This window comes from Acetobacteraceae bacterium, assembly GCA_004843345.1.
Classification (GTDB): Bacteria; Pseudomonadota; Alphaproteobacteria; order Acetobacterales; family Acetobacteraceae.
The window spans coordinates 1,714,452-1,726,795 of record CP039460.1 but is presented as its reverse complement, the minus strand read 5'-3'; the positions used below and the strand labels follow the sequence as shown (position 1 = coordinate 1,726,795).

The following is a 12,344-nucleotide window of genomic DNA, read 5'->3' as shown; positions in this document are numbered from 1 at the left end:
ATTTTTGTCTGCTACACTCAAAACGCTTTTACACGTTTTAAAAACTTCATTTATTTCTTCGGAAAATTCGGCATTTTTGGCAAACCCTCAGCGGCAGAATTACCACCAAGCATTTTACCCATTGCGGCCATATCTCTATTGCCACCGAACAAACCAGCCATGCCCATTTTCCGGACACGTTTCATCATTTTTGACATCTCTGTAAATTGCTTTAAGAGGCGATTAACAGCTGCAACATCCACACCTGCCCCCGCTGCAATACGCTTTTTACGAGATGCTTTAATAATGTCGGGATTTTTACGCTCCTGCCGTGTCATAGAAGAAATAATAACTTCATGCTTCTTTAAGAAAGACGTATCCATACCCTTATCTTCAATCAAACCCTTCAGTTTTCCCATTCCAGGCAACATGCCTAAAATACCGGAAATAGAGCCTAATCGTGATAATTGCTTAATCTGCGAAAGATAATCTTCGAGATCAAACTCACCTGCTGCCATACGTTTAGCAACACGTTCCCCCTCCTCTTGATCTAGGCGCTCCTCAACAGTTTCCACCAGACCAGCGACATCGCCAAGACCAAGAATACGGCTCGCCATACGATCCGCATGGAAGACTTCCAGAGCCTCGAGTTTTTCACCCAGCCCTAAAAATTTAATCGGCGCTCCTGAAACCTCTTTCATCGACAGAGCCGCGCCACCGCGCGCATCCCCATCCATACGACTCAAAACTACACCCGTTAAATGAATCGTCTCGTGGAAAGCTTTTGCAGTATTCGCAGCATCCTGCCCTGTCATCGCATCGACAACAAGAAGCGTTTCCTGAGGCTTAGAAAGTTCAGAAATCTCTTTAATCTCTGCCATGAGCGTTTCATCTATCGACAAACGCCCCGCAGTATCTAAAATCAGGATATCAAAGCCTTCACGCTTTGCCATATCCATTGCACGCTTTGTAATCTGAGCAGGCTTTTCTCCCTCAACAATAGGCAAAGCCACAACTTTTCCAGCGGTTGTAAGACTTGCCTGCTCTGCCAAACGCGTCAGCTGAAGCTGTGCTGCTGGACGATAAACGTCCAAACTTGCAAGCAAGGTGCGCTTATTTTCCTTTTGCGCTAAACGATAAGCAAGCTTGCCTGCTGTTGTTGTTTTACCAGCGCCCTGCAAACCTGCCATTAAAATGATAGAAGGTGGCGCACCAATATTTAAGGTTTTTGTCTCAGCGCCCCCTAAAACTTCAATCAATGTATCATTGATAATTTTAGCAACGGTCTGCCCAGCGGAAACGCCTTCAACAACCTCTTGACCGACAGCCGCTTCACGAACCTTAGAAACAAAATTTCGGACGACAGGAAGAGCAACGTCTGCCTCCAACATTGCAAGGCGTGCTTCACGCATTGCCTGTTTTACGTCTGCCTCTGAAAGCGTTCCGTTACGGGAAACTCCTTCAAAAACATTGCTCATCCGTTGCGATAGCCGATCGAACAAACTTTTATTCCTTAAATAAGCTTTTTTTACTGCAAGCCAAAAGCGCCACTGTGCGAGCCTTCGCAGAGTGACGGGACCAGATTATTCCACTCTTTTAAATCAGTCTTCTCCCAGCGTCAAGTTTCCACCAGACCCAACAATTCAGACTTATCTAATTAAGACGCTCCCCATGTTGCGTAATATCCATTCCTTGATGCTCATCATCAACATCCACACGCAATGAAAAGAGAAAATCCACAAGCTTATAAAGAACAACCGTCACAAGCCCAGCCCATAAAATCGTTGCACCACACGCTATGGCTTGCTTACCCATCAAACTAAAACCTCCCCAGATCCCTAAAGGGTCTTCTTGACTCGCTGTAAGTGTTCCACAAGCCAGTGCTCCAGTTAAAACACCCCCTAAAATACCACCAACGCCATGAATGCCAAAAGCATCCAATGTGTCATCATATCCCAAGGCAGGCTTTAACCGTGTCACAGACCACCAACATGCCAAAGACGTTACAAAGCCGATAAACAGAGCGCTTAACGGTAAAACAAACCCAGCCGCTGGCGTAATACCGACCAACCCCGCTAAAGCACCAGAAACAATTCCGAGCGCTGTGGGCTTGCCAACAGTTTTCCATTCTAAAATCCCCCACATAAGCGCACCGCTTGCACAAGAAGCCTGCGTTGCAAGGATCGCCATTCCTGCTCTTCCATTTGCACCCATTGCCGAACCTGCATTAAAACCAAACCAGCCAACAATAAGAAAAGCCGCCCCCATCAGCGTGTAAGAAAGATTCCATGGTGAGAAATCTTCTGTTCCAAGACCTTTTCTCGGCCCCATTAAATACGCAGCAATCAGCCCCGAAATCCCAGATGTCACATGCACCACCGTTCCACCAGCATAATCAATCGCTCCCATGCGTGCCATCCATCCTGAAGGTGACCAGACCCAATGGGCAACAGGCACATACACACAGAGACTCCACAAGGTAATAAAGACACAAATAGCAGAAAAACGTGTCCTTCCAGCCAACGCCCCCACCAGAAGTGCCGGCGCAATCACCGCAAAATTCATCTGAAATAAAACAAAAACAGATTCTGGAATACGGGTTTCGACTGCGCCTTGCTGTCCCGCACCAAGCGTAAAAGCCTCATTAAAATGGGATAGAAGATTTTTCAGCCCCACATCTCCGAAACCGCCAATCCAAGGCGAAATCCAATCAGGACTATAGGAAAATGTGAGAGAATACCCCACAGTAATCCACAGAAGCGAAATAATCGCACAGGCCGCAAATGGCTGCACCAATGTTGCCAAAACGTTTTTACGGCGCACCATTCCTGAATAAAAAAGCCCGATCCCTGGCAAACTCATCAAAAGCACAAGAATAGAAGAGAGCATGACCCACGCCGTATCTCCTGTATTGATCTGGTGCAGGTTCACAATTTCCATATCTACCCCTTAAAGAATCTTAAAAGTGCCCTAACTTTTCCTTTTTTCAAAGCAAAGCAGTCTCTTCTTTTATGACATCCTGCTTCCTACTTCTCTTATGCATCATAACTGCACCAACACCCCCAAAAACAGCAACCAGACCACCAGCCAAAAAAACACCTTTAAAACCAAAATGGGTTGAAAGCATCCCTAAAAACAGAATTCCTCCACCCCTGATACCATCGCCAACAGCATTACAGACACCGATAAGAATTCCTTTGCTCTTGGCATGCTTTTCCGACAAGCACAAAAGCGCAAAGGCAGGAAATGCAAAAGAAAAACCAAATCCCAGCAAAAAAATTCCTAAAAGAACGCAAGTTTTACATGGAAAGAAACCGATGAGAAGAAAACCTATAACCTCCAAAACAGAAGATAAAATAGCTGTCTTTTCTCCTCCCCAAACATCTGGAAGATAGCCAAGTGTCACCCTTGAAATCATCAATCCTCCACCAAAAAACGCAAAAGAAAACCACAAAGGAGCCCAATGATGCTCTGAGAAAAGAAGAGAACCGTAAGTCATGACTAACCCATGGGCAACAGCACAAAACCCAAAACAAAGACCAGGAAACCAAACGATTTTCAAAACTTCTTTAGATGATAAAGATTTTTTCTCGACAATTTGATCCTGCTCTTCTAACTCTTCTTCCTGCGAAAAAATGCGACCCAAAAAAGATGATTTAAAGCACCAAATCCCTAAAATGGCAGAAAAAACGCCTAACAAAGCGCCAATAACCAGAAAATTTACTTTTTGATAAAGAAACGTTCCTGCTGGCGCCCCTAAAATCAATCCCCCAAAAACGCATAGTCCAATCCAGCCAATCGCAGAACCCGCCCCCTGCGCAGGTTTAGGCTTTTTACCCTTTCTCTTTTGTCCCTTGGCGGTTGCGACATCTTTTTTCTTTTCCTGATCCGTAACATCGACGCCGCCAGCCACAGCCCCTGTCACAAGCATACTTTGCGCCCATCCTTGAAGACCGCACCCCGCAACAAGAAAAACAATTGAGACGGAAGGTAATTTTGTAAAAAAACACGCAAAAATATAAAAAATACCAGCTGCAGCTGCGCTAAATGCTCCAAAACCCATTGCATAGTGAGGACCATTTGAATCTGAAATACGTCCAGCACAAAAACGGGAGAAGAGCATTACAATGAATTGCAAAGAATTCACCGCCCCCGCAACGGCTGTCCCATAATGAAGTTTTTTATCAATAAAAAGAGGTAAAACAGGCATCACCATGCCAATAAAGGAGCATTGCAGCAGGGTCGCTGCCATGAGCGCAATTAAAGCTTTCATCTTCCGTGCCCTCTTTTTTGCAAAAGGAAAGTCCGACAATGAAGGCGCATTCCCCACCCCGTTTTCTTTTTCTTGATTAGGTGCAGGTTTAATACGCTCATTTTACCCTCAGATTCTCATGTAATTTTTAATTATCGCTTATGAAAATGTATAAATCGCTCCAAAGGCCTCACCCAGAGAACCCCATCCTCCTCCGAACTGATAACGGTGCGGATCACCTCAATTGCCTTTTCAACCTGCGCCGCTTCAATTGCGAGATCGATTTGAATGCAATCACTAAACTCATCTTTATAAATTGCCCCACGGTAAGTAGCCGTTGTCCCCTTATGTACGCCGGCTCCCCGAACAGATGTAACAGTCATCGCAGAAAAGCCCGTTTCAATTAGAGCTGTACGGACGGAATCCAATTGGTGTGCTTGAAAAATCGTCGTCAAAAGTTTCATAGAACAAGACTTTAATGAGGTTAAAATAAAGGAAAATAATTCTATATTTCACATTATATTCTAAATTTCCCTTTACCTTTCAAGCGAAATAGTCTTTATAAGGGAAATATATTTACGGAGAGGTGGTCGAGCGGTTTAAGGCACCGGTCTTGAAAACCGGCGTAGGTGCAAGCCTACCGTGGGTTCGAATCCCACCCTCTCCGCCACAGGCTTTATGGATTAGAGAGAATTCAGGGATTTTGATAAAAAGCATGTTGCTGTCATTTTCTTATGAAAAATAGCAGTAAAGAAAATGACATAATTTCTAGCTAATTTTAAATATAGCCAAGATCGCAAAAAACAGAATCGGAGCATTGTAGAAGTGTACAATGAAGTTTTTGCAGAGAATGTTAGTAGAATTCTTAAACAAATTGGCAAAACGGCCAATTGGCTCGCGCAAGAAACAGGCTTATCTGTCCATGCAACCTATGCTCTTTTAAAACCTGATTCCAATCCAAAAATCCAAACGATGGAAGAAGTCGCTCGCGTTTTAGGCGTTCCCCTACCAATTTTATTTGATTCTTCTAGATTCCCTAAAAAAATCGAAGCCGAAGAAAAACTCCCTAAAAATCACGAATTGTATATAGGTATAATCCCAGAATTTGAGGCTTTTTGCATGCGCGATAAGTATGACAAAAAATGCCTTCTGATTGAAAGTACTCGAAAGAAATTCACCTCATCTTGAGTTCTTAGACACAAATCTCATCGTATGTTTATTTAGGCTTGTTTAATGTGAGACATAAACTGAAGTCTATTAAGCTGGATTACATTAACGTCATAGTCTCACAGAGAAATTAGAAAATGTTTCCATTTTTATCAAAATTCTTACGTGCCCTTAAGATTTTCAAAAATAGCTTCCAAAACAATTCAAGTATCCAAAATCAAGATGCAAAAGCAATTTCTTCAACTCTCTCAACTCCCACCTCTTCCTTAGAGCCAACGGTAAGCAATAACTCCACTTCCCCTTCTTGCAAAAAGGAAAGGCTCTGCAAATACATCCTTAATGAAACTACTCAAGATAGTTTCTTATTTTCCCTTTTTATATCTACCAACAAAATTGATGATCAAGTATCACAAACTGGTAGAAATTTTATCTCTTTTCTTTGTAAAAAGGCCAACATCAACACTCCCCTTTACGACAGGATTTCTGTTGTAAAACAGTCTAAAAATACAGATCTTATTGTTGAAATTAACAAAAATTTGATTTTCTTAATTGAAGATAAAGTTGATAGTGTGCCCAACAATTTTCAACTGGAAAGGTATACAACAAATATTGAAAAAACCTATCCTCAAGCTAATATCATTAAATTTTATATAAAAACAGGAAACATCAGTCGCTCTGAATACAACAAAGTAAAAAAAGAAGGATATGTTCTCATCAATCGAACAGAACTACTTGCCTTCTTAGGAAGTTCTCAAGAGTTATTCACAAGCGACGAGAGTTTCCAAGATTTTTTGACAGCATTGAAAGAGCGTCAATTCCATTACGAAAACTATCAAAACATTCCAATTCAAAAGTGGCGTTATTTAGAACTTCAAGCTTTTCTTATCCATTTAGAAACATACTTTTCAGATCTTTTTTGGTATTCATGTTGGGAACACTCAACGGAAGAACGTCGTGTTTTTAATTATGCAGACTTTGGCTATAAACCATGGAAACATCTTACAAGCCATCTGCGAATTAAATCTTGGAAAAACAAAAATAATTACATCCCTACAATTATCCGTTTAGATGTTTGTCTTAAAAATCCTAAAAAAGAAGACATCTCTGAAGAAGAACGCCGAGAATATCTAGAAATATTAAAAAAAACAGCCTCAAACTTAAATATCAATATAAAAGAAGATTTTATTACCAATCATACGGAAAGAGGCTCAACACACGTCGCTAAAATCACATTCAAGCCCATCAAAGTAGATAAAAACGGAACATTAAATATGGAAGAAACGCTTTCTTATCTGAAGACCGTTTCTCAAATTCTTTAAAAACTTTTAATAAAAATGGGACGTAATAGAGTTGTCCTAAACTGTATTTTTTATTTAAAACACTCCCAGCTTTAATGATCTATTTCTATTTTTCCTTCCAAAATTTTACTTTATAAAATAAAAACTCTAGAAATCCTCTAGGGTTTTTATTTTTAAAAAGAAGGAAAGCCAATGAAAGAGGCTGAAAATTTAAGCAAAAACATTTTATATCTTTTAAAAACAACTGGAAAAGATGTGAAATTTCTTATCAACCGCGAGGGAGAGCTATTCCTTGCAGCCAATACTGTTTATTGCCTCTTAAAACCCAGCGCTAATCCAAAATTAAAAACAATAGAAAAAGTTGCAAAAATCTTAAATGTTTCTGTGGAATGGCTTATTCAAGAACACGATTTTTCAAAAAAGTAACATCAAACAAAATTTACTTTAAAAGGAAAAAGTCATTTGCATTTTACTTTTAAAAATAATATTAAGAAAATATTGACTCTTTAGTTCGAGACTTTGTTTTCTTTTTAAAAGCCTCGATTCCTTCGTCGAGGTTTTTTAATGCCTAATCGTGAAACAAAACAGAGAGATACAATTGAACGCCTAAAACGACGTTGTGGCGAACTTATTCTTGATCCTCTAGACAATCCAAATGTCACAGACATCATGCTTAACCCCGATGGAAATCTTTTCATTGAAGGCTTCGGTATTGAAAAGTCCATTGTAGGCAAAATCTCCCCTCTGAACGCCAAAATCATTGTAGATCTTGTGGCTTCTTATCACGGAAAAATCGTCAATGATCGTTATCCCAAATTAGAATGCAACTTTCCCTTAGATGATTCACGTTTTGAAGGTGTTTACCCTCCCTATGTTCGTAATGCGACATTTGCACTGCGTAAAAAACCAACAAAGATTTTTACGTTAGAAGATTACATTCAAAATGGCGGTATCACACAAAGACAATCTGAGGTTTTAAAAGAAGCTATCCGTGGCGAAAATAACGGCAGAGATAAAAAATCTATCATTGTTGTCGGTGGTACAGGATCAGGTAAAACAACCTTCCTTAATGCCTTGCTTCATGCCGTCTCTTCTCTCACACCAGAAGACCGCATTATCACGATGGAAGAGCGCTCTTATGAGCTTCAAATTTCTTCCGAAGATAAAGTCCAAATGTACGCCGAAAAAGAAGGCGGTCTCGAAGAATTATTAAGAATTAGCCTCCGACTGAACCCAAGCAGACTGATTGTTGGGGAAGTTCGTGACGGCGCAGCGTTAGGCCTGCTTAAAGCTCTAAATACAGGCCATCCAGGCGGTTTTTCAACCATTCACGCAGATAGTGCCCTTCTAGGCCTCTCCAAACTCGTGAGTTACGTCTCCGAAAACCAGAACGCACCAAGATTTATTGAACCGATGATCGCAGAGGCGGTCAACCTCGTTGTTTTCATGGAAAAAACATCAAAAGGCATTCGCCGCGTAAATGAAATCATTCGGGTCAATAAGTGGGATCGACAAGCCCAAGAATTCCTTACAACGCCAATCGCTTAATCCAGAAAAGGAAATTTTCATGACAACAAGCAGATCAAAACGTTCTTTCCCTCTTTTAGAAATAGGCACATTTGCCCTTCTGTTAGGCGTTTTTACACTCGCACCAAATTTAGTCCATGCAGCAACCATGGGCGGCACCCAAATGCCTTATGAAACGTCTATTCAAACCATTCAACGCTCTCTTACAGGCCCCGTTGCCCATGCCATCATGGTGATTGGGATTGCCGTTGGACTTTATCCATACATTCACGGTGGAAGCGATATGAATGGCTTTGTCAGACATATGATGACCTTCTGCCTGGTTGGCGGCATTCTTCTCTTTGCCGATACCGTTGTCACAAAGCTTTCCCCAGGCGGTGCAATGATCCCTGTTTCGATGGCGCAAATTGATATTGCCAATCAAAACCAAGCACCAACAGGTCTTTATTCAACAGAAAAAGCTCTTTTTCCCTTAACCTCTCAGGCTTTGTCATGACTTTAAGGGTAACCTCTTTCCGCAAATCTGCAACGAGAACCACCCTCTTTATGGGATGCGACCGAGAAGTACTCCTGATTTCAGGAGCGGCTCTTGGAATTCTCGCCCTTGTACCAATGGACTGGAGAGCTGGAGCTATTTCTTTGACGCTCTGGCTTATCATTTTCTATTCGTTGCGTTTAATCGCCCACGACCCACAAATGCGCCTTGTCTATCTCAGATATATTGGTAGCTATCCCCAAGATTTTTATCCTGCAAGAAGCACCCCTTTTTGTATCCCTCATCTTAACTTGAAACGCTGAGAAGGGATTTAGATGCTTTTCTTCCTCCTTATCACCTGTCCTATCGACCTATTGATTATCTTTTCAATTTTATTTGTATGCTACGCACAGCTCGTTAAGCAGGCAGGAAACCATATAAAACTCAATCAGTTCCGAACCACAGAAACGGCCTTTCCAGATAAGCTTCTCTATCAAGAATTGATTGAAGATGACACTCTCTTATGCAAAGACGGTTCCCTGCTAGCTGTCTTTGCTTATCGTGGCAAGGATATTGATAGTTCCACAGCCTCAGAAAGAAACTACCTCAGTGAAATCACTAACAGAGCACTTGCGCAATTAGGAGATGGCTGGACACTCCATGTCGATGCTTCACGTGTACAGGTTCCCAATTATTTCCCTAAAGACGCTAGTCACTTTAACGATCCTCTCACAGAAGCGATAGATGAAGAAAGACGTGCACTCTTTGAGGGGAAAGGTGCCTTATTTAATACAGGATTTACCTTTTCTCTTGGCTTTTTACCACCAGCCCTTCTCACTAAAAAATACACCGACCTTTTCGTGGATAAAGATGAGGTTGATGCAACGCCTGAAAAACACGCTCAAGAAAATTTACAAAAATTCAAGGAAGGTTTGGAAAAATTTAAAGAAGCACTTTCTTCGTCCCTCAAACTGGAACGGCTTGGATCTTATGTCGTCCCACAAAAGGATGGAAGTGAAGTTAAATTTAGCAGATTGCTGGAGTATTTGCGTTACTGCATCACGGGGGTAAATGACCGTGTTCGTTTTCCTGCTGATCCTTCCTTCATTGATTATTTGATCGGCTCCCAGGAAATGATCCCTGGCAAAGTGCCCCATATTGCTGGAAAATATACCCAGTTTGTTGCGATTGAAGGTTTTCCTGAATCTTCAACCCCAGGCATTCTCAATGTTTTAACCCAGCTCCCGATTGAATGCCGTTTTTCTAGCCGTTGCATCATGCTGGCAGAACATGATGCAATTGGCGTTTACGATAAACAGCGTAAAAAATGGCGTCAGAAAATCTATGGGATGCGTGCACAATTCCTAAACGACCATAGTAATCCAGATTTAGATGCCCAGAAAATGGAAGCAGATGCCATTGCGGCACTCGCAGAAACACGTTCTCAAGAAGTATCCCAAGCCTTTTTCACTTCTGGCGTTATCCTAAGACATGAAAATAAAAAACAACTTGGAGAATATTCCAAGCAAGTTGCCGCAAGGATCAATCAATTAGGTTTTCTCGCTAGAATAGAGACTTTTAATACATTAGATGCGTTCTTTGGCGCTTTGCCAGGCGATGCCATTGCAAATGTCAGAAGACCTATCGTCAACACACGCAATATTGGCGATATGCTGCCCACAAATGCGATCTGGTCGGGAAGCCCTGTTGCGCCTTGTGATAAGTTTCCACCCAATAGCCCTGCTTTAATGCAATGCGTAACCCAAGGTGCAGAAGTTTTTTACTGCAATAACCATCGCGGTGATGTCGGGCACATGCTGATTTTGGGGCCAACAGGCGCAGGTAAATCCACCCTATTAGCCATTATGGAAGCTCAAGCAAGACGCTATGAAGGCGCTACCCTTTTTGCCTTTGATAAAGGCATGTCCATGTATCCACTCTGTGCGGCCATCAATGCCGCAACACAAGGAAAATCAGGACAGCATTATGAAGTTGGCAGTGATGAAAGCACGCTCTCTTTTGCCCCTCTTCAATTTTTAGAGACAAAAAGCGATCAGGCCTGGGCAATTGGTTGGATCAAAGACATTCTTAACCTTAATAAGATTGATCCTACCCCCCAGCAGATGAAATCTATCGCTGAAGCCATTCAAAAAATGGCGAATATCAAGGGAGAAACCTCCCTGTCTGCTTTTGAAAATCTTGTTGCAGATACCACTATTCGAGATGTTCTCGCCCCCTATATTATTGGCGGCAGTCATTCTCATCTCCTCTCTGCGGACACAGACACACTCGCTTTTGCCGATTTTAACGTCTTTGAGATCGAGGAACTCATGGAGCTCTCAGAAGAGTTTCGGATGCCTGTCCTCCTCTACCTCTTTCGGCGGATTGAAAAAGCACTTAAAGGCCAACCCGCTTACATCATCTTAGACGAAGCCTGGATCATGCTAGGTAACCCTGTGTTTCGAGAAAAAATCCGTGAATGGCTCAAAGTGCTTAGAAAAGCGAATTGCTCGGTTATCCTCGCCACCCAAAGCCTTTCGGATGCGGATAGAAGTGGCATTTTGGATGTTCTGATTGAAAGCTGTCAAACAAAGATCTTTCTGCCCAATCCTTCGGCTGTCCATGACACAAAAACTTACCGTAAATTCGGCCTAAATGATCGACAAATCGAGATCATCTCTCAAGGTATTCAAAAACGAGAATATTATTTCTTCTCTGAAGAAGGTCAAAGACTTTTTGAACTGGCTCTCGGTGAATTCGCTCTCTCCTTTGTCGCTTGCAGTGACAAAATTTCTATTTCCCGAATTAAAAAACTTCAAAAAGAACATGGCTATGACTGGGTCGAACACTGGCTTGATGAGCGTAATGTTCTATGGCCGGCAAACACTCCCAAAATTCCACAGAAAGAAATTGCTTTATGACATTCCCTCAAAACCTAAAGAACTTGTTCGGTTCACAAAAATCCAAACAAGAAATACCCAAGACAAAGGTTAAAATTCTGGATAGACCACAGAACTATCGGGATATTCTAGGCAGCCTTGTGAGCCAAAAACTGAATTGGCAGCTCTTTGCGATGGGAAGTTGGCTTGTCAGTTTTATTGCCGTTGGCGGCATGGTTTACGTTGCCACCCAAGTAAAAATTGTCCCTTATCTCGTGGAAGTACCGACAAACCATATCCCTGTGGCGCTTGGTACGATTAGTACGCCAAGTCCTGTCAATGATGCCATTATAGAGGCGACACTTGCGCAATGGATTGAAGATATTCGAACAGTCTCTCCTGACAAAACGTTGGAAAGAAGTATTACCAAACGCCTCTATTCTCATCTCCTAACAGGCACCCCTGCCCATACTAAAATTCAAGAAATCTTTGCATCTGATCTTCGCCCTGAAATACGGGGCTTGAACACAATTGTCGATATTAACATCACATCCGTTCTCAAAGAATCTCCATCCACTTGGCAAATAGATTGGACAGAAATTGTCCGCGCCAGAAATGGGCAAATCAAACAACAATTTAAAATGAAGGCACTCATAACAGTGGAAATCATTCCACCTGTTTCTTCTGGAAATGAAGAAAATCTTCTCCTCAATCCTTTGGGGATTTTTATCCCTTCCTTCTCTTGGTCTCGGGCTTCTTAAATCAGG

The 12,344-nt window shown here is 41.9% G+C and carries 12 protein-coding genes and 1 tRNA gene; 9 read left to right on the top strand and 4 right to left on the bottom strand.

The features are described 5' to 3' along the window. Positions 1-50: 50 nt before the first annotated feature. The 4 genes from FAI40_08405 to FAI40_08390 form a co-directional block, all read right to left on the bottom strand. Positions 51-1,481, bottom strand: coding sequence for a signal recognition particle protein (locus FAI40_08405; GenBank protein ID QCE35347.1), 1,431 nt, complete (start codon positions 1,479-1,481; stop codon positions 51-53). Positions 1,482-1,632: 151 nt separating this feature from the next. Next, positions 1,633-2,904 (bottom strand): ammonium transporter, encoded by a 1,272-nt coding sequence (locus FAI40_08400; protein QCE35794.1) that lies wholly within the window; start codon positions 2,902-2,904, stop codon positions 1,633-1,635. A 61-nt stretch (positions 2,905-2,965) separates the two neighbouring features. Then, positions 2,966-4,252 (bottom strand): MFS transporter, encoded by a 1,287-nt coding sequence (locus tag FAI40_08395; GenBank protein QCE35346.1) that lies wholly within the window; start codon positions 4,250-4,252, stop codon positions 2,966-2,968. Between the two features lie 131 nt (positions 4,253-4,383). Next, positions 4,384-4,695: a P-II family nitrogen regulator gene (locus tag FAI40_08390; GenBank protein QCE35345.1), complete on the bottom strand. Its 312-nt coding sequence runs from the start codon at positions 4,693-4,695 to the stop codon at positions 4,384-4,386. 116 nt (positions 4,696-4,811) lie between these two features. Here FAI40_08390 and FAI40_08385 point away from each other — a divergent pair. The 9 genes from FAI40_08385 (at position 4,812) to FAI40_08345 (ending at position 12,338) form a co-directional block, all read left to right on the top strand. Further along, a tRNA-Ser gene (locus tag FAI40_08385) sits at positions 4,812-4,901 on the top strand. A 155-nt stretch (positions 4,902-5,056) separates the two neighbouring features. Continuing rightward, a complete protein-coding gene (locus FAI40_08380) occupies positions 5,057-5,419 on the top strand; it encodes a hypothetical protein (protein ID QCE35344.1) in 363 nt (120 codons plus the stop codon). Positions 5,420-5,535: 116 nt separating this feature from the next. Further along, on the top strand, positions 5,536-6,717 hold the full coding sequence (locus tag FAI40_08375) for a hypothetical protein (GenBank protein QCE35343.1): 1,182 nt from the start codon (positions 5,536-5,538) through the stop codon (positions 6,715-6,717). 171 nt (positions 6,718-6,888) lie between these two features. Next, positions 6,889-7,122 (top strand): hypothetical protein, encoded by a 234-nt coding sequence (locus FAI40_08370; protein ID QCE35342.1) that lies wholly within the window; start codon positions 6,889-6,891, stop codon positions 7,120-7,122. A gap of 138 nt (positions 7,123-7,260) precedes the next feature. Beyond that, positions 7,261-8,244 carry a P-type conjugative transfer ATPase TrbB gene (trbB, locus tag FAI40_08365; GenBank protein ID QCE35341.1) on the top strand — a complete coding sequence of 328 codons (984 nt, stop codon included), beginning with the start codon at positions 7,261-7,263 and terminating at the stop codon, positions 8,242-8,244. Beyond that, on the top strand, positions 8,177-8,719 hold the full coding sequence (locus FAI40_08360; protein ID QCE35340.1) for a hypothetical protein: 543 nt from the start codon (positions 8,177-8,179) through the stop codon (positions 8,717-8,719). Before trbB ends, FAI40_08360 begins: the two co-directional genes overlap by 68 nt. Then, positions 8,716-9,021, top strand: coding sequence for a conjugal transfer protein TrbD (locus FAI40_08355; GenBank protein QCE35339.1), 306 nt, complete (start codon positions 8,716-8,718; stop codon positions 9,019-9,021). The genes FAI40_08360 and FAI40_08355 overlap by 4 nt, the downstream gene beginning before the upstream one ends. 12 nt (positions 9,022-9,033) lie before the next feature. Continuing rightward, positions 9,034-11,619 (top strand): conjugal transfer protein TrbE, encoded by a 2,586-nt coding sequence (locus tag FAI40_08350; protein ID QCE35338.1) that lies wholly within the window; start codon positions 9,034-9,036, stop codon positions 11,617-11,619. Beyond that, on the top strand, positions 11,571-12,338 hold the full coding sequence (locus FAI40_08345) for a conjugal transfer protein TrbF (GenBank protein QCE35337.1): 768 nt from the start codon (positions 11,571-11,573) through the stop codon (positions 12,336-12,338). The genes FAI40_08350 and FAI40_08345 overlap by 49 nt, the downstream gene beginning before the upstream one ends. Positions 12,339-12,344: the final 6 nt, after the last annotated feature.

Coding starts and splice junctions, on each gene's coding strand:
- FAI40_08395 (QCE35346.1), bottom strand. CDS start 4,252: ATGAAAGCTTTAATTGCGCTCATGGCAGCGACCCTGCTGCAATGCTCC.
- FAI40_08390 (QCE35345.1), bottom strand. CDS start 4,695: ATGAAACTTTTGACGACGATTTTTCAAGCACACCAATTGGATTCCGTC.
- FAI40_08375 (QCE35343.1), top strand. CDS start 5,536: ATGTTTCCATTTTTATCAAAATTCTTACGTGCCCTTAAGATTTTCAAA.
- FAI40_08370 (QCE35342.1), top strand. CDS start 6,889: ATGAAAGAGGCTGAAAATTTAAGCAAAAACATTTTATATCTTTTAAAA.
- trbB (QCE35341.1), top strand. CDS start 7,261: ATGCCTAATCGTGAAACAAAACAGAGAGATACAATTGAACGCCTAAAA.
- FAI40_08360 (QCE35340.1), top strand. CDS start 8,177: ATGAAATCATTCGGGTCAATAAGTGGGATCGACAAGCCCAAGAATTCC.
- FAI40_08355 (QCE35339.1), top strand. CDS start 8,716: ATGACTTTAAGGGTAACCTCTTTCCGCAAATCTGCAACGAGAACCACC.
- FAI40_08350 (QCE35338.1), top strand. CDS start 9,034: ATGCTTTTCTTCCTCCTTATCACCTGTCCTATCGACCTATTGATTATC.
- FAI40_08345 (QCE35337.1), top strand. CDS start 11,571: ATGGCCGGCAAACACTCCCAAAATTCCACAGAAAGAAATTGCTTTATG.